The following is a 21,248-nucleotide window of genomic DNA, read 5'->3' on the forward strand; positions in this document are numbered from 1 at the left end:
GTTGCGCATACTCACCCAAACGAGGAGCGATCACCCCCGCCCTCTGAATGATGCATTCCGTTTTCGTGCGCCCCCGCGTGCGCCCCCGAGCCGTCCGGCCCGATCGTCAGCTCGCACCACACCGTCTTCCCGATCCCGTACGGCCGCGGAACCGCGCCCCACGCATCCGCCAGCGCCGCCACCACGCGCAACCCGCGCCCGGCCTCCGCCAACGGCCTCGGCTCCCTCACGCACGGGAAGCCGTCACCCGCATCCGACACCTCGATGCGCAGTTTTTCGCCACGGACCACGCACAACGCGTGGACCTGCCTGCCGGGCGACACGCGTGCGTGCCGGCACGCGTTGGCGACCAGCTCACTGAGCAGCAGGACAGCGGTCTCGGCGGTCCCGGCCGGCAGCTGCCACAGCCGGGCCCGCTCCCGGAGAAGGGCACTCGCCCGCGCGGCACTACGAGCGTGCCGCGGCAGGCGCCACCAGACGTACTGGGCGGGTGCGTCTACGGAGACGAGGGTGGGCATGAGAGGTCCTCGGATGGGGGTCTGTTTTCGCAACTACGCGGCTCAAACCCTCCTGGCCTGGAATCGTCGGACGGGAGTACCGACGTTGGTACGGATCGCGTGCGTACGCATGGGACCCGGGGAGGGCAGCACGGTGAGGAACGGAAACCCCGAACCGCCAATTGCTTGGCGATACTGCGGCCACCAGATGAAGCTGTGGCGCACGCTCGCCGGCGTCAGCCGGGAGCAGCTGGCCGAAGAGGCGGGATTCAGCGTCGAGTTCATCAAGTCGGTCGAACAGGGTCGACGCCGGGCGAACCTCCACCTGCTGCAGGTGACGGACGACCTGTGCGGGGCGCGGGGGTTGGTGGTGGCGGCGCATGAGTACCTGGAGCCGAGCCGTCATGCGCCTCAGTACCGTGAATTCTTCGCCGCGGAGGCCGAGGCGCTTTCGGTCTCGTCTTACGAGACCTTGTACGTCCCCGGGTTGCTGCAGACAGAGGACTACGCTCGCACCCTCATGGGCCGCGGCGCTTGGCCGCCGGTGGACGAAGAGCTCGTGGAACAACGCGTAGCTCAGCGTCTGCAGCGACAGGCGAAGCTCCGGCGCAAGCCGCTTGCCCCATTCCACTACGTGATCTACGAGGCGGCACTCCGGACGAACGTAGGAGGCCCGGCCGTCATGAAGGCACAGTTGGAACACCTGCAGGAAGTCAGCCAACTGCGCAATGTCTGGTTGCAGATTCTGCCTGCGGACAGGCAGACCCCGACCAGCCTCTCCGGACCGTTCACCTTGCTGGTGACACCCACCCATCGGCTCCTCGCCTATGTGGAGGGGCAGAACATCAGCGCGCTGCATTCCGACGCGGGCATTGTCAGCGACTTCAACCACCGCTACGGGCTGATCCGCGCCGAGGCACTGAGCGCCGAGGAAGCTGTGTCATTCATCGAAAAGGTGTTGCAAGAGCTATGAGATGGTTCAAGTCCAGTCACAGCAATGACGACGGCGGGCAATGCGTTGAAGTGGCCATGCCCCACGGCAAGGTGCTAGTCCGGGACTCGAAGCTCGGGTCCTCCCGAATACGGATCGCGCCCGCGAGCTGGGCCCGGTTCACGGCCGAGCTTCGGGCGTCGGGAGTCGAGCGACCCCATAAGGAATGGGCGGTGGGTTGAAACCCACCCACCCTCCCAAGTGCCGCCCCAGCACACGCACATGACTTTGCGCAAGCGGGTCGCCACGCCCCGCACTCGCCCTGTAGCGTGCGCAGCAACAAGCAACCCCCGCCGGTGCGCCAACACCGAAACGGGGGTCTGACCACCAAGATCGATAAGGGCGATCCCGTGGCTGAAGCCAAGACTATCCCTGCCCCTCCCATGGCCGCAGCCGGCTACGGCAAGCAGTCGGCGCCGGAGCAGGCGCCCCGTGCGCGGGAGATGTTCGCGCACCTTCCCGTCCGCGAGGCGTACATCGCCACGTACGTGGACCGGCTCCCCGACGGGGCCGCGATGGACATCAAGACGCTGGCCAGGGCATTGCCCTACGGCCAGCAGGCCGTCCGCAGGGCCCTGGAGAACCTCTCCGAGGCCGGTCACCTGCGGCGCGTGCGCGAGACCGTGGGCGAGGGGCGTACGCAGTGGGTGTGGCGTACGTACTTCTCGCGTACCGCGCGCGACGACGCGTGGTGGAGCGCGTACCTGAAGGTTGACGCGCCGCCCGAGCCGAAGGCGCAGGCGGCCGCACCGGCCGACGAGCGGGAGGCGTACGAGGCGCTGGCCGCCGTCGGGCGGGCCGACAGCCGGATGGGCCTCTCGCACGCGGAGTGCGTCACCCTGGCGCCGCTGGCGGCGCTGTGGCTGGCGAGAGGGGCCACGCGGGAGGCACTGGTACGGGCGCTGACCGCCGGGCTACCGGCGGTGGTGCACGCGCCGGGGGCCCTGGCCCGTACCCGGTTGCGGGGCAAGCTGCCGCCCGTACCGCCGGCACCGGCGGCGGCCGTCGTACGGCTGCTGGAGTGCACGGGGTGCGGGACGCCCGGGCGGCCGGAGGCGCTGGCGGGCGGCCTGTGCCGGGCCTGTCACGGCCGTCCGCCGAAGGAACCGGCCACCGTGGACGTCGCCGCCCTGGCCGCCGCCGCGAGGGCGGCGAGCCGGGCGGGGCGGGACCGGTTCGTCACGTCGCTCACGCGGGCCTAGCCCGGCACCCCGCCTGCGGGCACGCCGTGGCTTGTCGCGCAGTTCCCCGCGCCCCTGACGGGGCACCGCACCGCCGCACGACAAAAGTGGCCCACCGGGCCCCAACGGAGCGCCCCATAGGGGCGCGGGGAACTGCGCGATCAGCCACCAACGGCCCGCAGCCGAACACGCCACCCCCGAGCACCCCGCCTGCAGGCACGCCGTGGCTCGTCGCGCACCGCCGCACAACGAAGGCGCGCCACCGGCCGCCCCATAGGGGCGCGGGGCAGAGTCGCTCTGCGGCTAGCGCCAGGTGGGCGCGATCGGCCACCGATGGCCCGGGGCCGGGCGCCGGTCACCAGGACAGGGCGCTCTCCGCATCCGTCTGCCAGTAGGTGACCCAGGCGGTGTCGTCGATCCACGTCTTCTGCGGGAGGCGGACGGTGACGGTGCCCGCGCTCTCCCCGTCGCCGGCGTCCAGGCCGATGCGGGCGGTCCCGGCGAAGTAGCCCCACCTGGCGCTGTCGTCCGCCGCGGACGTCTTGATGCCCGCGTAGGCGGACTGCCCCGGCCGCAGGGTGACGGCTGCCTGCGGTGCGGACGCTTCGAGGGAGCCGATGACGTACTGGTTGTCGTCGAAGCCGACGAACGGCGCGCGCACGGCATTGCAGGGCGCCGAACCGGTGTTGGTGGCGACCAGCAGCGCATGGTTGATCGGACGGCTGACGTTCCGGACCGTGAAAGACAGGTCCTTCAGGTCGCACGTGGCAGTGACCGCGCCGTGCCGCGTCTGCGGAACGGGCGCGGCCGCCCGGGCCTGCGAGGTGGTCATGGCGCCCGCGAGAAGCGCGGCGGCGAGGGCAGTGACGGCAGCGGACGTACGGATACGCATGAGTGCTCCTCCTGAGGTGGATGCGCAGTGCACTCAGCTTTCGAGATGACCGATTCCGGCTTCAACACCTGCCGTGTCTTACGGGACATTCGAACGCTTCCACCTAGGCTGACCTGGGGGAATTCCGGCCCTTGGAACACGGGACCGGAACGGTCGACGTCGTACGAGGGGGTTGCCGGGCGGTGACCGGACGAACGGAAGCGCTGGCGCGAGCGCTCAGCGAACTGAAGGACCGGGCGGGCCTGAGCTACGCGGCCCTGGCGAAACGGCTGCACATGAGCACGTCGACGCTGCACCGGTACTGCAACGGGGCGGCCGTGCCGGCCGAGTACGCGGCGGTGGAACGGTTCGCGCGAGCGTGCGGGGCCGAGCGGGAACAGCTGGTCGAACTCCACCGGCTGTGGATCCTCGCCGACGCGGAACGCGAGGCGGCGCGCAAGGCGCCGGCGCCGGAGCCTCCGGCGGAGGCGGATCCGGAGCCGGAGCCCGTGGCTCCCGTGGCGGCGGTGGGATCCGGCCAACGCCGCGTCCGTATGGCGTTGATAGCCGCGATGGCGATCGGCGTCGCGACGGTCGGGACCGCCTTCGCCGGCAGCTACTTCTCCGCCGACCACGGCACGGGCGCAACGCCTCGCGCCGCCGCCGGATCCGCTTCCGGGAGCGGCAGTCCGAACCCATGGAACGTGGAACCCGACCGGGGCTCGGCCCCGGACACGAACATCTCCCGCTCCCCCGGGCTGCCGTTCCCCCAGTGGGACCCGGCCGGCCCCTCCCCCCTCCCCACCACCCCGGGCCCGCCCCCGCTGGCGGCGGACATCCGCGCGTACTCGCTGGAGGACCGGTGCGGCTCGATGTACGTGTCGGGGCGCACCCCCCGCGAAGTACCGGCGCCCCCGGAAGGAACCGACGCCCGCCGCTGGGTCACCGGCATGCGCGCAGTAGCGGGCGGACGCATGCAGATCCAGGTGACCGTCCAGGGGAAGGGACGCGAAGCCGTCGTCCTGCACGGACTGAGCGTCCACGTCGTCGACCACACGGATCCCCTGGAATGGACCGGCTACTCCATGGGCGAAGGATGCGGCAGCGGACTGACACCGCGGACCTTCGACATCGACCTCGACACGGACCGCCCGGCCGCCCGACCGAAGGCGGGAGTCCAGAACGACGTCGAACTCCCGGCGGCCCGCTTCCCCTTCCGGGTCTCGGCCTCCGACCCCGAGGTCCTTGACGTGGTCGCCCACACGGACACACGGGCCGTCGCCTGGTACCTGGACCTGGAATGGAGCAGCGGCGCGAGGCGCGGGACGCTACGGATCGACGACAACGGCCGGCCGTTCCGCACGAGTGCGGTGAAGTCGCGGCCGCAGTACACGTACAACATGGCGAAGAAGGCGTGGGAGCCACTGGAGGACTACGCGCGGCATTAACGCGATGGCGGCGGCATGCCGCTCGTGGTAATTTCGCCGCACTCTAAAGATCACGCTCTCTGGAACACAGCCGCAGAACGGGAGCAAGCCCGCGCACAGCAGCGCGGAGCCACGGAGGGGCGGCACCCGAATTCGGCATGCCCTCCGGAGGATTTCCCCATGAAGATCGGCCTCGGCCTCCCCATCGACGACCCCGCCCTGCTGCTGACCTGGGCCCGACGTGCCGATGCCGGGCCGTTCAGCACCCTCGGCCTGCTCGACCGGCTCGTCTTCGACAACCCCGAGCCCCTCGTCACCCTTGCGGCCCTCGCCGGCGCCACGTCGCGCATCCGCCTCCAGACCGAGGTGCTGATCGCGCCCGTCCACAACACGGCGATGCTCGCCAAGCAGACGGCCACCCTCGACCGCATCTCGGGCGGCCGGTTCACGCTCGGCATCGGCATCGGCGGTCGCGAGGACGACTGCCTGGCCGCAGGCATCGACATCCGACGCCGGGGCCGCCGCCTCGACGAGCAGATGCCCCTGCTCCGGCGGGCGTGGCGCGGCGAGGCGTACGGCGAAGGCGTCGGCCCCATCGGCCCCGCGCCCGCGACGCCCGGCGGGCCGGAAGTGCTCTTCGGCGGCTTCGCCCCGGCGGCGATCGAGCGGGTCGGCCGGTTCGGCGACGGATTCCTCGGTGCCGCGCTGCCGCCGCAGTTCATGGCCGGCCTGTTCCGCGACGTCGAGGCCGTCTGGACGAAGCACGACCGTCCCGGCCGGCCGCGGCTCGTCGCCCAGGCCAATGTCGCCCTCGGACCGGCCGGCACGGTCGAGCAGGCCCGGCGCAACATCCGTGCGTACTACGACTTCAGCGGCCGCGCCGACCACGTGGCCAACGGACTCCTCACCACGCCGGAGACGATTCGCAAGGCGGTCGACGACTTCGTCGCCATCGGCGCCGACGAGGTCATGCTCTACTGCTGGTCGCCCGATGCCGATCAGATCGACCGCCTGGCCGACGTGCTGGTCTGAGAACGCCACCTGATCGGCCGCTGCGTCGCGGACTGGACGGGACGGCCACACCATCGAGGATGGGATCCGCATGACCATCCGACCGAAGGAAGGCCGGCCCATGGAGTTCGCAGTCATCGGCGGGACCGGGCTCATCGGATCCCGGGTCGTCGAGAACCTCAACGCGGCCGGGCACCGAGCCGTACCGCACGCGCTGTCCACCGGCGTGGACGTCGTCAGCGGCGACGGGGTGGAAGCAGCCGTCACCGGCGCCGACGTCGTCGTCAACCTGACAAACTCGCCGACCTTCGACAACGCCTCCCTTTCCTTCTTCCGGACCTCGATGGACAACCTTCTCGCCGCGAGCGCGAAGGGCGGGGTCCGGCACTTCGTCATCCTCTCGATCGTCGGCGCCGACCGTGTGCCCGGCCTGGACTACTACCGCGCCAAGGTCCTCCAGGAGGACGTTTTGAAGGCCGGGCCGATCCCTTACTCGATCGTCCGCGCCACGCAATTCATGGAATTCATGGAGGCGACGATGGCCATGACCGCGGACGACGGCACGGTGCGCTTGCCGCGCACTCTTGTGCAGCCGATCGCTGCTGCGGACGTCGCCGCGGTGGTGGCCGAGGTCGCCTCGGGCAGGCCCTTGAACGGCGTCCTCAACATCGCAGGGCCGGACGTGTACCCCCTCGACGAACTCGGTCGCCGCACGGTGGCCGCCAAGGGCGACGGGCGCACCGTCGTCACCGATGACGGTGCGGGGTTGTTTGCGGCCGTTGAGGGGGACGTCCTCACGGTGTCGGGGGACGCCGGTGCCCGCATTGCGCCCACGCGCTATGCCGACTGGCTGGCTTGAGGGTTCCGGGTTCTCGCGCAGTTCCCCGCGCCCCTTTGGGGGTGGGCCCTGCGTGGGTTGGTGCGGCGCCGTCCTGGCTTGTCGCGCAGTTCCCCGCGCCCCTTGGGGTGGGCTGGGGCCTGGTCGGTGGGTCAGGCGGCGCCCCGTAGGGGCGCGGGGAACTGCGCGATCGGCCACCGACGGTCTGCAGTCGACGTACTACCCCGTGGCCCGGGCGAGGCACGGCACCCCGTCTGCGGGTGCGTCGTGGCTTGGCGCGCAGTTCCCCGCGCCCCTGGGGGCGGACCCTGCGTGGGTTGGTGCGGCGCCGTCGTGGCTTGTCGCGCAGTTCCCCGCGCCCCTGCGGGGCGCCGTGGTGGCGCGTGACGAAGATCCGCCGGACACGGCCTAGAGGGGGAGTTTGAAGCCCTCGTGGGTGGGGGTGAAGCCCAGGGTGGAGTAGAAGCGGTGTGCGTCCTCCCGTCGTTTGTTGCTCGTCAGCTGGACCAGTGCGCACCCCCGGGCCCGGGCGCGCTCGGTCGCCAGCTCCATCAGGATCCGGCCCAGGCCGCCACCGCGCCGGTCCGCCCGGATGCGTACCGCCTCGATCAGTGCCCGCTCGGCCCCGCCCTTGCCCAGGCCCGGGATGTACGTCGCCTGCAGGCACCCCAGCACCGCATCGTCGTCGGGATCGACGAGGACGAGCATTTCGTTGCGCGGGTCCGCGTCGATCGCCGCGAACGCGCGCTCGTACTCCTCCGTGACCCTGATCGTCGCCGGGTCAGTCACCGTGTCCTCGTCGGCGAGCAACGCCAGGACGGCCGGTAGATCGGTGCGGGTGGCGGGGCGAAGGGTGGGCATGTTCATGCCCGGGAGCCTAGCTCCAGGGCTCGTTGAACGAACGGCCCGGCACCGGCTTGGCTATGAGCGCGATCGGAATGAAGAAGTTCACCTGGCCGATCGCAATCATCAGCGTGGCCAGGGCCTTCTCGTCGTAGTGCTCGGCCACCGCGGCGTAGAGCTCGTCGGACACCCGCTCCCCCTGCGCCGAGGGCTGCAGCACCGCCTCCACCAGGGCCAGCGCGGCGCGCTCCGGCGCGGTGAAGTACGGAGAGTCCTGCCAGGAGGCGACCGAGGTGATGCGCTCCTCGGACTCCCCCATCTTGCGCAGGAACCCCGTGTGCAGAACGGTCAGGTACGTGTTGGCGACGATCTGCCCGGCGCGCAGCTGCACCAGGCTGATCGTGCTCCGCGGCACCGAGTGGTTGCCGGTGGCCTTGAACAGGGCCGCGGACACCTCCGCGAGCTCGGGCACGAGCTCCACCGGATCGGACATCCGCGGACCCACCTGCACCTCGGCAGTGATCGAACGCGCAGCCGTCGTCGTCATCGTCGTCATCGCCATCTCCCCTTCGGGCGTCTCAGCGTCATCACGTTGCTCTCACTGCTTTGACGGATGGCGACGCACGAGTGTGACGAGAGCCGGCGAGAAATTTCAGGGGTTGTCGGTGAAGGACACACCACAGTCCGCGCACTCGCAGTACGCGGACGACCCGTCTTCCTGCGGGAAGACGGTGATGTTGTCGCTCCCACAGTTGGGGCAGTTCATGGCCGGCGATCCTCCGCTCCTCGACTCCTCGTCCCCCGCTCCCTTCTATGCCCAGGCGCGGGGGCGCATGCGCGTCGCGCGGGGGCACGGTGCGGGTGCGCGTCCGCGCGGGGGTCAGGATGCGCGCGGGATCCGCGGGATCGCTTCGCGGAGGGCGGCGGGGAGGTCGATCACGGGCAGGCCGAGGGCCCGGTACCAGTGCCATGTCTGGACGACGGTGGCGCCGATGCGGCGGGAGTCCTCGATCAGACGGGCGAGCGGAGCGCGGGGGGCGGCGTCGTTGAGGTCCACCAGGTCCTTTCCGTCGATCAGCTCACTGGCGGCTTCCCGCGACATGCCGTCCGGCATCCGCCGGCACGAGAGCTCCACCCCGTAGTGGTCCAGTAGCCGCACCAGCTCTTCCGGAGCGGTCGCGATGGCACGCGACATCAGCAGGACGCGTGCAAAGGGCATGACGTCCTCAGTGGTCAGGCCACCCCAGAAGTCCTCGTTGAAGAGCAGGACCCTGTCCAGGACCGTGAGCCGACGCGGAATCGCCAGGGGGATGTCGAACCCGTACTCCTCCAGCCTTTCGATGGCCCTTCGCACCCCGGCCGGACCCACCCGGAAGAGATGTGCGTATCGGATGGGCCTGCCAGGGCGCAGGAAGGGATCGTCCCTGTTCATGTCGTCGTAGAGCAGGTTCAAGTCGTCGGGGCGAACGTCCACCGGGAAGCAGGACGGGGCCTTGAATCCCAGCCCGGCCAGCCGCTCACAGACGATGGAGAGCTCCATTCCGAGGTCACGGGCCACGGCAATCACATGGCCGGGCGGCACCTCTTCCGAGCGGTCCAGCCACGGCCCGCCCGCCGGCCCCTCGCCGAGAAACCGCAGCAGATCCTCTTCGGGCCGATCGGGCAGAAAACCGGGATCGACCTGAAACCCGTAGCGCCGGAAACGATCACAGACTTCGGAAACGCTGATCCCCAGGGTCACGGAAGCAGCTGCGATCTGCCCGGGTGGGACCGGGCCGGTGTAAGGCAGGTAGCCCATTCTCTCCTCGGTTTCGCGAGAGAACAGAGGATGGTCGACGGCTTCCCTGTACAGCATCAGAACGTCGTCCGGAACGTGTGCACCCACGCAGCGCCACGCCGCGACAACATCCTCCGCGCTCACCCGGAGCGCGCTGACCGCATCCATCACCCGCTCAACCGTCACCTCGTATCCCGGCCCCACGCGGCTTCCCGTGCGGTTGAACAGGACCGTGAGGGCCGGACCGCCGCCGGAGGCCACAGCCGCAACCACGTCAGGATTCCGTTCGTGGATACCGAGGGCGAATACCCGCTCCAGGACCTCCTCGGGTGATGCGCCGGTCGCCGTGGCGAGCCGTGCCATGTGGGTTCCGGTGATGGCGACGCGGCGCCAAGACCACAGAACATGCCTGTCGGCCTCCGTGGCCAGGACTTCCATATCGGACGGCAAGGCCAGTCGGACCTCGCCGACCTCGGCGAGCTCCGGGCACACCGCGGCGAGTTCTTCGAGGACGGCTTCGGCCCGGTGAGCCAGCAGTCGCCACAACACGATGACGTCAGGTGGATAGCCGGTCACCCAGAACCGTGACTCCCGGTCCATGAGCGTCTCGGCGACAATCGACAGGTCGGCGGGGAAGCACCCTTGCTGCTTCAACGAGAACGTCACCCCGTCGAGGTGGAACGTCCGGCCCGCGCTCATCGCCGCGACCGTTATCAGGTCCCCGAGCGCTCCGTTGGTGCTCGACACGTGAACAATCCACTCGTAAGTGGGCAGTGGTGCATCGGCGCGCACCACGTCGTGGGCCGCGCTGCCGAGGATCTCCTGCAGCGTGCCGGAGATGTCGTCCAGGACGTTCGCCCTGTCCGCCGAGAGCCGGTCGGGAGCCAGCGGACCGAAAAGGTTGACGACGAATCCCCTGAGCCGGCCGTCCCGTGTCGCCAGTACGCCGCGCCGCTCCGTCGGCTGGACGACCAGGCCATCGACGAGCAGGGCACCGCCGTGCTCGCACCAGATCACCTGGGCTCCGGCGGGCGGGTCGGGCCAGTCCACCAGGTCACCGTGGGCATTGATGCCGAAGGCTTCGCCCTCCGGGGCTTCACGGGCCCGGAAGACGCCCTGCGCCCACTCGGCCGTACGGCCCCCGTGCCGTACCCGCGTCGGGAACTCCGCAATTCCCAGCAGCCGTTCCAGCACGTCGACGCACGACCAGCCCGCCCCCCGCTCTCCCTCCCGCAAATACAGCCGCACCCGCGTGCCCGCGTCCGCCTCGTCGCCCCGTTCCTTCACCTCCACGATCCGGAACAGGTGGCCCGGGCCGAAGACCCGGACCTCCAGGACCGGGCCCAGTTCGCCCTTCGCGTCCATTCGGCACGTGCGGACCCGCATTTCGTCCGCCAGCATGAAATAGCTCAGCACGCCAATGCCGAAGCGGCTGTTCGGGTGGAACTCCACCGGCGGGTCGGCCCGCGCCCAGTCCGCTCGCTCCAGTTTGAAGTCCAGCTGGTCGACGAAACGTGAGCCCGCCTTGCAGAAGACTCCGCGGAGTTCGGATTCGCCCATGCCGATGCCGTTGTCGTGGCACTCGACGTACTCGCGGCCGTCCTCGTCCGTGGCCTGGTCGAAGGAGATGCGGCCCTCGTACGCGTACGTCGCCGCCCTCGTCCGGTCGAGGTATTCGGTGCGGGCTCGGCGGTAGCGGCAGGCGTCCAGGGCGTTCTGGTAGAGCTCGCGGAGGGCCAGGTCGCGGTCCTTGTAGAGCTGGACGCCCAGGAGGAGGTCGCGGACGCGGCGCTCGTCCAGGCGGAAGCCCGCCCAACCTTTGACGACGTCGTCGGCCGGGGTGACCTCGTCGCAGGAGAGGCGGGCGGGGAGGGTGGGGAAGGGGTGGGTGATGCGTTCGTGGGCCGTGCGGCGTACCGCCGCCAGCAGCTCGTCCGTACGCGTCACGTACTCGCGCAGGCCCTCGATCACCGCCGCGTGATGGCACTCCGCGCGGAGTACCGGCAGGTCGCGGGAGCCGCCCCAGGCGGAGCGGGACAGGGTGCGGTGGAGTTGGTCCACGTCCACGGGGTCGGGGATGCCCACGTGTTCGACCACGATCTGGGGGAGGGCCGTGATGTCGCGGCTCATGCCGTAGGCGAGGGCCAGCAGGAGGACCAGGCGCTGGTCGCGGATGCGCTGCAGGCCGCCGCGGCGGACGCGGACGGCGTCGTCGGCGGGCAGGGTGTCGAGGAACTCGCGGTTGCACACGTCGGCGCCGCGGCGCAGGCCGTGCAGGAGGCGGCAGACGCGACGTACGTCCAGGACCTCGCCCATCGCATCGGCCGGCTCGCCGATGTCCGCCAGGAGCCTGCGGACCTGCTGCGGGCCCGCGAACTCCTCCCGCTGCACCAACCACCGGTGGAACAGCCAGCTGGTGAGGGTTCCCGCGGTCTCCTCGCTGCTCTGCCTGACCCGAGCCATGAGGAAGTCGTGGCTCTCAGCGAACGCCGTGAACGACGGGCCTGCCGCATCGCGCATCGTTACCGCCAGTTGCAGGTAGTGCGTTCGGTAGAGGAACGGGGTCAGGACGAGGAGTGCCGCCTCCGCCGGATAGAGGTCGAGTCCGCCGCCGCCCAGCAGGTCGTCCACGCATTCCGCGAACCGGTGCACGACGCCCTCGTCCCGTACCCAGGGGTCGTCCGGTACGTCCGTCCCCTCCCGCACATCCGCCAGCGCCGCCACCACGTCGACCACCAGCTGCCGTAACGGCTCGCTGCTGCGATCGGGCTGGACGTGGTGCCAGATGTTCGACTCCGCGGCCAGTTCCACCCAGGGGTCGCGCGGGGGCGGCGGGCCCTCGGGCAGGGAGCCGTACACATTCACCGTGTGGCCCTGCGCGATCACTGCGGCGTGTGCATTCGCCGCCGAGTTATGCGTGGTGTGGCCCTGCATCCCCGGCCTGCCTCCCCTCCGCCGCGAAGAGGGCCTCCGCCTCCGTGATCGCCGCCTGCAGAGCGTCCGGGTCGGCCTTCAGCCTCGCCAGGACGCGGTCGACGCCGCGCAGGCCGGCCCGCTGCAGCAGCGTCTTCTCGTTGGTGACCCACTCGCCGCGCGCGGCCAGCACCGCGTGCGCCGTCTGCATGGCGGCGGTGGAGAGGGCGCCCGCCACCTCGGTGAGCCTGCCGTGCGGGGCATGGTTCGCGCGGGCGTACGCGAGGGTGAGGTGCGCGTTGCCGCGCCAGAAGGCGGGGGCGGACTCGCGCAGGGCCTGCGGGTACGGCGGGCGCGGGAGCGTACCGTGCAGGACGCGGTTGATCGCGAGCTCGGCCACGACGAGGTAGCTGGGGATGCCGGCCAGGTGGAACATCAGCGGCTCCCAGTGGAAGCGACCCTGCTCCGCCTCGGCGAGTTCCTGCTCGACGACGTCGAGGTCGCGGTAGTGGACGTCCACCCGGCGTCCTTCGACGGTCAGCCACGCCCCGCCGTTGAACACGCCGCCGCCCCACTCGCCGATCCCGGACACCTCTCCCGGCCAGCCGAGGGCGCGCAGGTCGGCGGGGTCGAAGGCGCCGCGGTAGTAGACGGCGGTGTCCCAGTCGCTGTCGGGCGTGTGCGTGCCCTGCGCGCGCGAGCCGCCCAGCGTGACGGCCTCCACGGCCGGCAGCGCGGACAGGCGTTCCGTGAGGCGGTCGAGGAAGACTTCGTCCTGATCATTGACCGGATCGGCGTCCTGATCGACGTCCTGATCCTTGCGGTCGTCGTCGCGGGACTTGTCGGGCATTGCGCCTTCACCTCTCCTGCCGCGCTCGGTTGCACGCCATACTTCTTCTCACACCGGTGAGTTGTTGCCATCATCCGCCACGACGACGGGGGCGCGACCTGATGAGGCCATTGCTGCCCGCCGATCCACGGGAGGTCGGGCCGTACCGTCTGCTCGCGCGTTTGGGCAGTGGGGGGATGGGCCGGGTGTTCCTGGGGCGCTCGCGCGGGGGGCGGGCGGTCGCGGTGAAGCTGGTACGGGCGGAGCTCGCCGAGAACGCGGTGTTCCGCCGCCGGTTCGCCCAGGAAGTCGCGGCGGCCCGCCGGGTCAACGGTTTCTACACGGCGCAGGTCGTGGAAGCGGACACCGACGCCGATCCGCCCTGGCTGGTGACGTCCTACATCCCCGGCCCCTCCCTGCAGGAGGCGGTCGAGCGGTGCGGCCCGATGCCGGCGGCTGCCGTGGCGGCGCTGGGGGCGGGGCTGGCCGAGGGGCTCGGGGCCGTCCACGCCTGCGGGGTGGTGCACCGCGACCTCAAGCCCGGCAACGTCGTCCTCGCCGACGACGGGCCCCGCGTGATCGACTTCGGTATCGCCCGGGCGCTGGACGCCACCTCCCATCTGACGCAATCGGGCGTCATCGGCACCGCGGCCTTCATGTCGCCGGAACAGATGCTGGGGCGGGAGGCGACACCGGCGAGCGACGTCTTCTGCCTCGCCGGTGTGCTGGTGTACGCGGCCACCGGGCGCAGCCCCTTCGGGGCGGGGCCGGCGGCAGCCGTGGCGTACCGCGTCGTCCACGACGAGCCGGACCTCTCCGGCGTGCCGGCGGGGCTCGTCCCGCTGATCCGTGCCGCCCTGGGCAAGGACCCCGGCGACCGGCCGGCCCTCCCCCACGTCCTGGACCACTGCGCCGCGCAGGCCGGTGATGCCGGCGCATGGCCCGACGACGTCACGACGTTCATCGCCGAGCAGGTCGCGAAGACGAAGTACCTGACCACGCAGCGCGTCCCTCCGCCGCCTGCTCCGCCGCCCGCTCCGCCTCCCCCGCCCCTCGCGGTCGTGCCGGCGCGTTTCGGCATTGTCGCGGGCCGTGACACGCTCTTCATGCCGGCACTCCCCGGCCGGAACGGGCAGGGTCAGGCAGCCATCGTGGTCCTTCGGTACAAGGCACCGGGCGAACCCGTGGCCCATGGTGAACCGCTGTTGCGGGTGTCCACGGCCCAGGGCGAATTCCTGATCACCTCGCCGGTTCGAGGCGTACTTCACGCCATGGACCACGCCGTCGGCACGTCGATACCCCTCGGGGCGACATTCGCCGCCTTCGGCTCGCGCACCATCCGCTCCTAGGGTTTGCCGTGGCTCCTGGGAGGAAGACGAACCGGAGTCCACGACGCCGACGCGAATCCTGGAGGCATCGTATGAGTGCCGAGAAGAAGGCGCAGAACCTGGCCGACAAGGCCAAGGGCAAGGCCAAGGAGGCAGCCGGGTCGCTCACGGGCAACGACGCCAAGCGGGCGCGCGGAAAGGCCGAGCAGAGCAAGGCGGACGCCAAGCAGGCCGCTGAGCATGCGAAGGATGCGTTCCGGCATTAGCCGGCATTAGCCGGCATTGGGGCGTGTCCACGGTGCCCCGTCTGCGGGCGCACGGTGGCTTGTCGCGCAGTTCCCCGCGCCCCTGACGGGGCGCTGCACCGCTCCTGCCGGCCGGAGGCCCCCGGGCCTTCGGCCGGCAGGCGTGTTCAGGCCAGGCCCAGTTCGCGTTCCGCCAGGGTCGTGCCCTCGATGCGGGCACGGATCTTGGCGAAGGCCGTCTCCCGTGACGTCGAGGTGTCGTCGGCGAACGGGGAGAAGCCGCAGTCGTCGCAGGTGCCCAGGCGGTCCGCCGGAATGTGGCGGGCGGCCGCGAGGACGCGGTCGCGGACCTCTTCGGGGGTCTCGACGCGCGGGTCGACCGGGTCGGTCACGCCCACGAACAGCCGTACGTCGCCCGGCAGATGATCGGCCAGGATGCTCAGCACCTTGTCCGGATCCGGTTCACTCGCCAGTTGCACGTAGAAGGCTCCGGCCTGCAGCTGGAGGAGCTTGGGCAGCAGGCCCGCGTAGTCGACGTCCAGGCTGTGGGTGGAGTCCTGGTCGCCGCCGGGGCAGCTGTGGACGCCGATCCGGGCGCGTTCGGCGTCCGAGAAGCGCTCCAGGACGCGGTTGTTCAGGGCGATGAACGCGTCCAGGACGCCGCCCGAGGGGTCGAGCTTCAGGGACAGGCGGGCCTCGGTGAAGTCGAGCTGGACCGCGTGGGCGCCGGCGTCGAGGCAGGCGCGGACGTCGGCCTCGGCCTCGTTCGCCAGGTCGTCGAGGAATGTCTCCCTGGGGTAGCCGTCGATGGCGTTCGGCGGGTAGAGCAGGCTGAGCGCCGAAGGGGCGATCACCGCCTGCTTCACGGGTACGGTCGCGTGGCCCTGGGCCGCGCGCAGGTAGCCGGCGGCCCGGACGCCGTACCGGAAGGGACCGGAGGTCAGGGCGGGGAGCCGGCGGGTGTGGCCGTCCGCGAAGGGGATGACCACGCCGTCGGGCGACAGGCCGGGCAGCCCCGCCAGGGGGTAGGTCGCGAAGCTCGGCTTGGACTGTTCGCCGTCGGTGACCACCGGGGAGCCGAGCTCCTCCAGGCGCCGGATCGTGTCACGGACCGCGCGGTCCCGGGCGGCGGCGAGATCGTCTTCGTCGATCCTGCCGGAGGCGTGAGCTGCCATGGCTTCGAGCAGCTCGGGGGGTCGGGGGATGCTGCCGATGGGTTCGGTGGGAATCCTCACGCGGGGAGCGTAGGGAAGGGGCACCGACCCCTCAATCGGTTGCGCGGCACTGTCAGTACGTGCGAACGCAACCGGCCAGGCGCCGCCGTGCGCGCCCCGGGGCGCGTGCTCAGCGCACGACGCCGTCCCAGGGGTCGCCCTCGTCCGCCATCACGTACGCCCCCGCCTCCAGCCGCTCGATCAGGCCGCGCGCCCAGCGGACGCCGCCGGCGGCGATGTCCTCCCACAGGACGCCGATCTCGGCGATGTGGCGCCAGTCCTCGCCCTCCTCCGGCGTCCAGCGGCGGCGGACGTCCTCCCGCCACGCCTCCAGGGCCGCCACGCGCTGCCGCAGCAGTGCGACGGCCTCCGCGCGCGGCAGGTCGACCAGGAAGCCGACGCAGGCGGTCAGCACGTCGACCCGCTGGTCGTGGGAGGCGAGGGCGGTGCGCAGGAGGGAGAAGTACTCCGCCTCGCCCGCCGCCGTCAGCTCGTACTCCGTACGGGGCGGGCCGCCGGCCTCGCTGGGGGCCGTGTCGTGGGCGACGAGCAGGCCCTGCTTGGCCATGCTCTTCAGCGCGTGGTAGATCGAGCCGGGCTTGGCGTTGGACCACTCCTGGGCGCCCCACATCTCCAGGTCACCACGCACCTGGTAGCCGTGGGCGCGGCCGTGCTGCCGCACCGAGCCCAGGACCAGCAGCCGGATCGCCGACATCTCTCGTACCGCTCTCGTACCGCACTCGTACCGCTTCGCGCGGCCGCTTCTCGGGCCGCTCGGGTTCTGACCCGGACCAGCCTAGGCGGTTCCGCCCCGGCCCTCCGCCTCGGCCGCCACCAGCTCGAAGGCGGTCTTCCCGTCGAGCGACTCGCGGATGATGTCCGCGTGGCCGGCATGCCGGGCGATCTCCTCGATCAGGTGCAGCACCACCCAGCGCACGGAGACCCGCGCGCCCGGCGGGAACCAGGGGGCCTCGGGCAGGGCGAACGTTTCCTCCAGGCTCTGCACCGAGTGCACGTAGCGCTCGGTCTCGGCCGCGACGGCGGCCCAGTGGGCCAGCAGCCCCTTGACCGACTCGCCCTCGAGGAGGCGGAAGGACTCTCCCCAGTTCGATTCGTCGCGGGCGACGGCCGGCGGCAGGCCCTCGGCGCGGCGCACCCAGGACTGCTCGGTCTCGACCACATGCTTGAGGAGCCCGGCCAGCGACAGCTCGCTGGCGCTGGGCCGCGTGGCCGCCTGCTCCTCCGTGAGGCCCAGGACGGCCCGGCGGAGGCCGCCGCGCTGGGCGTCGAGGAAGGCGAGCAGGGTGCTGCGCTCGTCGGCCGGGTCCTTCTCGATCACATGCGTGGGCATGGGTGACGTCGCCTTTCGTCCACCGCGGCTGTTGCTTGCTGACAGATCAACAGTAGGGCGGATCTAGGTCGGAAGCGGTCCTATATGCGGCCCGCACGCCCGGCATGTCTCGGCCCGCACGCCCGGTGTGCACCGGCCGCGCACCCGGCGTGCCCCGGCGCGGAATCAGAACGGGAATCTGCTGCGGCCGTGCTGGATCGAGACCCACTTCGTCGTGGTGAACGCCTCCACCATCGACTCCCCGTTCAGCCGCCCCACCCCCGAGTGCTTCTCGCCCCCGAACGGCACGATCGGCTCGTCGTGCACGGTCGCGTCGTTCACGTGCACCATGCCGGTCTCGATGCGCATGGCCACGCGCACGCCCCGCTCCACGTCGCCCGTGTGGACGGCGCCGCTCAGCCCGTACGGGGTGGCATTGGCGATCCGTACGGCCTCCTCCTCGCCGTCGAAGGGAACGATCACCGCGACCGGGCCGAAGATCTCCTGCCCGTGGACGGGCGAATCGGCCGGCAGCCCGGTCAGAACCGTCGGGGCGACGAGGTTGCCGTCCGTCACCCCGCGCAGCAGGGCCGTGGCGCCGTCCGCGACCGACTGCTCCACCAGACTGGTGATGGCCTCCGCCTGTCCCGAGTTGATGAGCGGGCCGATGTGCGTAGCCGGGTCGCACGGGTCGCCGACTTTCAGGGTGCGCACCTTGGCGACGAACTTCCGCGTGAACTCCTCCTCCACCGTACGGTCCACGAGGATGCGGTTGGCGGCCATGCACACCTGGCCCTGGTGGATGAAGCGACTGAAAACGGCGGCATCCACCGCGTAGTCGACGTCCGCGTCGTCGAGGACGATCAGCGCGCTGTTGCCGCCGAGCTCCAGGACCGTGCGCTTGAAGTGGGACGCGGCGACGGTGGCCACGTGCCGGCCGACCTTGTCGGAGCCGGTGAAGGAGATGACCTTGGGCACCGGGTGTTCGATGAGTGCGTCACCGATCTCGGCGATGTCGGTGACGACGACGTTGAGGACGCCCCCGGGCAGGCCGGCGTCCTCCAGCAGCCGGGCCACCAGGGTGCCGCCGCACACGGGGGTGTTCTGGTGCGGCTTGAGGACGACCGCGTTGCCCAGCGCGAGCGCGGGCGCCACCGACTTCAAGGACAGCAGGAACGGGAAGTTGAAGGGGCTGATCACCCCGACGACGCCCACCGGGAGCCGGTAGAGGCGGTTCTCCTTGGTGTCGTCCGGGGAGGGCAGGATGCGGCCCTCCGGCCGCAGGGCCAGCTGGATCGCCTCCCGCAGGAACTCGCGGGCCAGGTGCAGCTCGAAGGCCGCCTTCGTGGCCGTGCCGCCGCATTCGGCGGTGATCGCGGCGGCCAGCTCCTCCTCGTGGTCGTCGATCAGGCGCAGGGCGCGCTCGAAGACCAGGCGGCGCTTGTACGGATTGGTGGCCGCCCAGGCCGGCTGGGCGCGCTCGGCGGCCCGGTAGGCCAGGTCGACCTCGGCGATGCTCGCCACGGTGATGGAGGCGAGCTTCTCACCGTCGTACGGGTTGAAGTCGACGATGTCCCACGAGCCGGTGCCGGCCCGCCACTCGCCGTCTATGTACTGGGCCGCTAACGCGTCGAAGCTGGATCCGTAGGACATGCGCCATCCCGTCTGCGAGGCTCTGCCGTACCTGTGCGTGCCTGTGCGTGCCTGGGCGTACTTGTGCGTGCCGACGTTCGTACCGACATGCGTGCCGACATTCGTTCCTCTGACCGGACGTCATCGTACGCGCGTGTCAGTCACGTCACAGGCGTTGCAGCAGAGCGGAGATGTGGTCGCGCGTCCGCGCCGGGGACAGGCTGTCGGCGTGCAGGCGCTCCATCACGCGCGCGTACTGGGCGACGTCCTCGGCCTTGTCCAGGTAGAGCGCGCTGGTCAGCTGCTCCAGGTAGACGAGATCGACCAGGTCGGACTCGGGGAAGCGCAGCAGCGTGAAGGCACCGCTCTCCCCGGCGTGCCCGCCGTGGGCGAAAGGCATCACCTGCAGGGTCACATTGGGCTGCTCGGAGATGTCGATGAGATGCTGCAGCTGGTTGCGCATGACCGTTTCATCGCCGTACGGGCGGTGCAGCGCCGCCTCGTCGAGGACGGCGTGGAAACGCGGCGCCCGCTCCGAGAACAGCAGCTTCTGACGCTCCATGCGCAGCGAGACCCGCCGCTCCGTCTCCGCGGCGTCCGCGCCCGGCTGGCCGCGCACGACGACGGCGTGGGCGTAGCCCTCCGTCTGCAGCAGGCCGTGCACGAACTGCACCTCGTAGATCGATATCTCGGAGGCCGCACCCTCCAGGCCCACGTACGTCTGGAACCACCCCGGCAGCACGTCGCTGTAGCTGTGCCACCAGCCGGCGACGTTGGCCTCCCGGGCCAGACCCAGCAGCGCCTCGCGCTCGGCGGGGTCACCGACCCCGTACAGCGTGAGCAGGTCCTCCACGTCCCGTGCCTTGAAGCTCACCCGGCCCAGCTCCATGCGGCTGATCTTCGACTCGGACGCCCTGATGGAGTAGCCGGCCGCCTCGCGCGTGATGCCGCGCGCCTCGCGCAGCCGCCTCAGCTGGGAGCCCAGCAGGATGCGTCGCACCACGGAACCGCTCGACTCGCTCGTGGCCATCTCTGGGACCCTTCCTCTCGCCGGGACGGCCGCCGGTCCTGCCCGGCCCCGCTCCCGGTCGCGGTCTACGGCCTTTCCGGGGCGACCCCCGCAGCCCCCGGCGCCGAAGTCTGCCATCTCCGGGCTCCGTTGCGTGCAGGTGCGGTTACGCAGACCGGCCACGGGCAGGAGCTCTACGGCGGGGGGCGTAGGGAGAATTGGCACCGAACCCCCTGTGCGCCCCCAAATCCGCCCCGTGCACGTGCATCTGCCCTTGCATCCGCCGGGCGCATTGGCAACCATGGAGCTCGCACACGTGCACGTCACGTCCTCGATTGCCAGGAGTGCCTCGGATGGGTACCGAAGGATCGACTGTGCTCTCACCCTTATGGCGAGGGCTTCCTCCGATCGACTCATCCACCGACACCACCTCGGCCTCCTGTACGCTCCCGCCCTGTTTCGAAGCGGTCGGCAGCGCCCGGCAGTTCACGCGGGCCACGCTCGACCAGTGGGAGCTGGGGACGCTCTTCGACGAGGTGGCGCTCGTCGTGTCCGAGCTGGTGACCAATTCGATGCGCTACGCCCTGCCGGCGGACCGGATGGCCCGGTTCGACGGGATGGCGGAGATGGCCGGCCCGGGGTGGGCCGGGGGGACCGAACCCCTGGTACGGCTGCATCTGATGCGGTGGACGTCACGGCTGGTGTGCGCAGTGCGCGATCCGAGCGAAACGGGACCGGGGCCGGCCGCGGGCGAGGCCGACACCGGTGCCGAATGCGGACGCGGGCTGTTCCTCGTGGAGTCGTTCAGCGACGCGTGGGGCTGGCACCCGCTCGCCGGAGCGACCCACGGCAAGGTCGTCTGGGCTCTGTTCCGACTGCCACGCGGGTGCGACTAGATCACGGGGTTAGTCGCGCATCAGGTAGTCGAACTCGCCGTCCTTGATGCCGAGCACCATGGCTTCGATCTCGGCGGGTGTGTACACGAGCGCCGGACCGTCCGGGTGGCGGGAGTTGCGCACGGCAATCCCGCCACCCGGCAGCTTGGCGAACTCCACGCACGAACCCTGGGAGTTGGAGTAGCGGCTCTTTCGCCACACGACATCTTGGATGTCCGAGGCGGCCATTCCGTTGTACGCCTGGGCCACTGGAGACTCCCGGATCGTTGCTGGGGCCGTCCTCGCATCCAGAACAACGATTCGAGGACGTCAACTCCTCCGGATCATAGCTCCGTTCATGTGCCTCTGCATGAGCCGATGCACGTGCACTGACGGTGTCCCTCCCACTACTTCACGACTCCTTCGCGGAAGCCGAA

21 protein-coding genes are annotated in these 21,248 nt (G+C 70.7%); 9 read left to right on the forward strand and 12 right to left on the reverse strand.

All coding sequences use genetic code 11. The annotated features are described in order from the left end of the window. Positions 1–11: 11 nt before the first annotated feature. The gene (locus AC27L3_RS24380; protein WP_487236189.1) at positions 12–518 is read right to left on the reverse strand and encodes an ATP-binding protein; all 507 of its coding nucleotides are present in this window, start codon (positions 516–518) and stop codon (positions 12–14) included. A 187-nt stretch (positions 519–705) separates the two neighbouring features. On the opposite strand from AC27L3_RS24380, the gene AC27L3_RS24385 reads away from it, so the two are divergent. The 3 genes from AC27L3_RS24385 to AC27L3_RS24395 all read left to right on the forward strand — a co-directional run bounded on the left by AC27L3_RS24385 (position 706) and on the right by AC27L3_RS24395 (position 2,690). Next, complete coding sequence (locus AC27L3_RS24385) at positions 706–1,470, forward strand: helix-turn-helix domain-containing protein (protein WP_487236190.1); 765 nt, start codon at positions 706–708, stop codon at positions 1,468–1,470. Next, the gene (locus AC27L3_RS24390; RefSeq protein WP_487236191.1) at positions 1,467–1,670 is read left to right on the forward strand and encodes a DUF397 domain-containing protein; all 204 of its coding nucleotides are present in this window, start codon (positions 1,467–1,469) and stop codon (positions 1,668–1,670) included. The genes AC27L3_RS24385 and AC27L3_RS24390 overlap by 4 nt, the downstream gene beginning before the upstream one ends. A 201-nt stretch (positions 1,671–1,871) precedes the next feature. Further along, on the forward strand, positions 1,872–2,690 hold the full coding sequence (locus AC27L3_RS24395) for a hypothetical protein (protein ID WP_487236192.1): 819 nt from the start codon (positions 1,872–1,874) through the stop codon (positions 2,688–2,690). A gap of 334 nt (positions 2,691–3,024) precedes the next feature. On the opposite strand, the gene AC27L3_RS24400 is transcribed toward AC27L3_RS24395, so the two are convergent. Continuing rightward, positions 3,025–3,561 carry a DUF4232 domain-containing protein gene (locus AC27L3_RS24400; RefSeq protein ID WP_487236193.1) on the reverse strand — a complete coding sequence of 179 codons (537 nt, stop codon included), beginning with the start codon at positions 3,559–3,561 and terminating at the stop codon, positions 3,025–3,027. Positions 3,562–3,743: 182 nt separating this feature from the next. On the opposite strand from AC27L3_RS24400, the gene AC27L3_RS24405 reads away from it, so the two are divergent. From AC27L3_RS24405 to AC27L3_RS24415, 3 genes are all read left to right on the forward strand, one after another. Further along, positions 3,744–4,988: a helix-turn-helix domain-containing protein gene (locus AC27L3_RS24405; protein WP_487236194.1), complete on the forward strand. Its 1,245-nt coding sequence runs from the start codon at positions 3,744–3,746 to the stop codon at positions 4,986–4,988. 159 nt (positions 4,989–5,147) lie between these two features. Then, positions 5,148–5,999 carry an LLM class flavin-dependent oxidoreductase gene (locus AC27L3_RS24410; RefSeq protein WP_487236195.1) on the forward strand — a complete coding sequence of 284 codons (852 nt, stop codon included), beginning with the start codon at positions 5,148–5,150 and terminating at the stop codon, positions 5,997–5,999. Positions 6,000–6,099: 100 nt separating this feature from the next. After that, entirely contained in the window at positions 6,100–6,837 is a 738-nt protein-coding gene (locus AC27L3_RS24415; RefSeq protein WP_487236220.1) for an SDR family oxidoreductase, read from the forward strand. 387 nt (positions 6,838–7,224) lie between these two features. Here AC27L3_RS24415 and AC27L3_RS24420 read toward each other — a convergent pair whose 3' ends face one another. From AC27L3_RS24420 to AC27L3_RS24435, 4 genes are all read right to left on the reverse strand, one after another. After that, positions 7,225–7,683, reverse strand: coding sequence for a GNAT family N-acetyltransferase (locus AC27L3_RS24420; RefSeq protein ID WP_487236196.1), 459 nt, complete (start codon positions 7,681–7,683; stop codon positions 7,225–7,227). Between the two features lie 10 nt (positions 7,684–7,693). Further along, entirely contained in the window at positions 7,694–8,206 is a 513-nt protein-coding gene (locus tag AC27L3_RS24425; protein ID WP_487236221.1) for a carboxymuconolactone decarboxylase family protein, read from the reverse strand. Positions 8,207–8,539: 333 nt separating this feature from the next. Beyond that, on the reverse strand, positions 8,540–12,370 hold the full coding sequence (locus tag AC27L3_RS24430) for a wHTH domain-containing protein (protein ID WP_487236197.1): 3,831 nt from the start codon (positions 12,368–12,370) through the stop codon (positions 8,540–8,542). Next, on the reverse strand, positions 12,348–13,199 hold the full coding sequence (locus tag AC27L3_RS24435) for a nucleotidyltransferase domain-containing protein (RefSeq protein WP_487236198.1): 852 nt from the start codon (positions 13,197–13,199) through the stop codon (positions 12,348–12,350). Before AC27L3_RS24435 ends, AC27L3_RS24430 begins: the two co-directional genes overlap by 23 nt. A 101-nt stretch (positions 13,200–13,300) precedes the next feature. Between AC27L3_RS24435 and AC27L3_RS24440 the strand changes: the two genes are divergently transcribed. Beyond that, positions 13,301–14,527, forward strand: coding sequence for a protein kinase domain-containing protein (locus AC27L3_RS24440; protein ID WP_487236199.1), 1,227 nt, complete (start codon positions 13,301–13,303; stop codon positions 14,525–14,527). Between the two features lie 71 nt (positions 14,528–14,598). Continuing rightward, on the forward strand, positions 14,599–14,772 hold the full coding sequence (locus tag AC27L3_RS24445; protein ID WP_365970067.1) for a CsbD family protein: 174 nt from the start codon (positions 14,599–14,601) through the stop codon (positions 14,770–14,772). A gap of 146 nt (positions 14,773–14,918) precedes the next feature. Here AC27L3_RS24445 and AC27L3_RS24450 read toward each other — a convergent pair whose 3' ends face one another. From AC27L3_RS24450 to AC27L3_RS24470, 5 genes are all read right to left on the reverse strand, one after another. After that, positions 14,919–15,986, reverse strand: a complete 1,068-nt coding sequence (locus AC27L3_RS24450) for a cobalamin-independent methionine synthase II family protein (protein ID WP_487236200.1) — start codon at positions 15,984–15,986, stop codon at positions 14,919–14,921. 109 nt (positions 15,987–16,095) lie between these two features. Then, positions 16,096–16,680, reverse strand: a complete 585-nt coding sequence (locus AC27L3_RS24455) for a PadR family transcriptional regulator (protein WP_487236201.1) — start codon at positions 16,678–16,680, stop codon at positions 16,096–16,098. A gap of 81 nt (positions 16,681–16,761) precedes the next feature. Then, positions 16,762–17,316: a DinB family protein gene (locus AC27L3_RS24460; protein ID WP_487236202.1), complete on the reverse strand. Its 555-nt coding sequence runs from the start codon at positions 17,314–17,316 to the stop codon at positions 16,762–16,764. Positions 17,317–17,481: 165 nt separating this feature from the next. After that, positions 17,482–18,948 (reverse strand): aldehyde dehydrogenase family protein, encoded by a 1,467-nt coding sequence (locus tag AC27L3_RS24465; RefSeq protein ID WP_487236203.1) that lies wholly within the window; start codon positions 18,946–18,948, stop codon positions 17,482–17,484. Positions 18,949–19,093: 145 nt separating this feature from the next. After that, positions 19,094–19,957 (reverse strand): helix-turn-helix domain-containing protein, encoded by an 864-nt coding sequence (locus tag AC27L3_RS24470; protein ID WP_487236204.1) that lies wholly within the window; start codon positions 19,955–19,957, stop codon positions 19,094–19,096. A 332-nt stretch (positions 19,958–20,289) separates the two neighbouring features. Between AC27L3_RS24470 and AC27L3_RS24475 the strand changes: the two genes are divergently transcribed. After that, complete coding sequence (locus tag AC27L3_RS24475; protein ID WP_487236205.1) at positions 20,290–20,832, forward strand: ATP-binding protein; 543 nt, start codon at positions 20,290–20,292, stop codon at positions 20,830–20,832. A gap of 9 nt (positions 20,833–20,841) precedes the next feature. Here the strand turns inward: AC27L3_RS24475 and AC27L3_RS24480 are convergent, their stop codons facing one another. Continuing rightward, complete coding sequence (locus AC27L3_RS24480; protein ID WP_487236206.1) at positions 20,842–21,081, reverse strand: DUF397 domain-containing protein; 240 nt, start codon at positions 21,079–21,081, stop codon at positions 20,842–20,844. Positions 21,082–21,248 lie beyond the last annotated feature (167 nt).

This window comes from Streptomyces sp. PKA51 (assembly GCF_057552455.1).

What these genes read in the sequence shown, in the direction of transcription:
- AC27L3_RS24415 (WP_487236220.1), top strand. Translation starts at nt 6,100, where the DNA reads ATGGAGTTCGCAGTCATCGGCGGGACCGGGCTCATCGGATCCCGGGTC.
- AC27L3_RS24465 (WP_487236203.1), bottom strand. Translation starts at nt 18,948, where the DNA reads ATGTCCTACGGATCCAGCTTCGACGCGTTAGCGGCCCAGTACATAGAC.
- AC27L3_RS24390 (WP_487236191.1), top strand. Translation starts at nt 1,467, where the DNA reads ATGAGATGGTTCAAGTCCAGTCACAGCAATGACGACGGCGGGCAATGC.
- AC27L3_RS24430 (WP_487236197.1), bottom strand. Translation starts at nt 12,370, where the DNA reads ATGCAGGGCCACACCACGCATAACTCGGCGGCGAATGCACACGCCGCA.
- AC27L3_RS24400 (WP_487236193.1), bottom strand. Translation starts at nt 3,561, where the DNA reads ATGCGTATCCGTACGTCCGCTGCCGTCACTGCCCTCGCCGCCGCGCTT.
- AC27L3_RS24420 (WP_487236196.1), bottom strand. Translation starts at nt 7,683, where the DNA reads ATGAACATGCCCACCCTTCGCCCCGCCACCCGCACCGATCTACCGGCC.
- AC27L3_RS24475 (WP_487236205.1), top strand. Translation starts at nt 20,290, where the DNA reads ATGGGTACCGAAGGATCGACTGTGCTCTCACCCTTATGGCGAGGGCTT.
- AC27L3_RS24440 (WP_487236199.1), top strand. Translation starts at nt 13,301, where the DNA reads ATGAGGCCATTGCTGCCCGCCGATCCACGGGAGGTCGGGCCGTACCGT.
- AC27L3_RS24435 (WP_487236198.1), bottom strand. Translation starts at nt 13,199, where the DNA reads ATGCCCGACAAGTCCCGCGACGACGACCGCAAGGATCAGGACGTCGAT.
- AC27L3_RS24395 (WP_487236192.1), top strand. Translation starts at nt 1,872, where the DNA reads ATGGCCGCAGCCGGCTACGGCAAGCAGTCGGCGCCGGAGCAGGCGCCC.
- AC27L3_RS24425 (WP_487236221.1), bottom strand. Translation starts at nt 8,206, where the DNA reads ATGACGACGACGGCTGCGCGTTCGATCACTGCCGAGGTGCAGGTGGGT.
- AC27L3_RS24470 (WP_487236204.1), bottom strand. Translation starts at nt 19,957, where the DNA reads ATGGCCACGAGCGAGTCGAGCGGTTCCGTGGTGCGACGCATCCTGCTG.
- AC27L3_RS24385 (WP_487236190.1), top strand. Translation starts at nt 706, where the DNA reads ATGAAGCTGTGGCGCACGCTCGCCGGCGTCAGCCGGGAGCAGCTGGCC.
- AC27L3_RS24410 (WP_487236195.1), top strand. Translation starts at nt 5,148, where the DNA reads ATGAAGATCGGCCTCGGCCTCCCCATCGACGACCCCGCCCTGCTGCTG.
- AC27L3_RS24460 (WP_487236202.1), bottom strand. Translation starts at nt 17,316, where the DNA reads ATGCCCACGCATGTGATCGAGAAGGACCCGGCCGACGAGCGCAGCACC.
- AC27L3_RS24380 (WP_487236189.1), bottom strand. Translation starts at nt 518, where the DNA reads ATGCCCACCCTCGTCTCCGTAGACGCACCCGCCCAGTACGTCTGGTGG.
- AC27L3_RS24455 (WP_487236201.1), bottom strand. Translation starts at nt 16,680, where the DNA reads ATGTCGGCGATCCGGCTGCTGGTCCTGGGCTCGGTGCGGCAGCACGGC.
- AC27L3_RS24445 (WP_365970067.1), top strand. Translation starts at nt 14,599, where the DNA reads ATGAGTGCCGAGAAGAAGGCGCAGAACCTGGCCGACAAGGCCAAGGGC.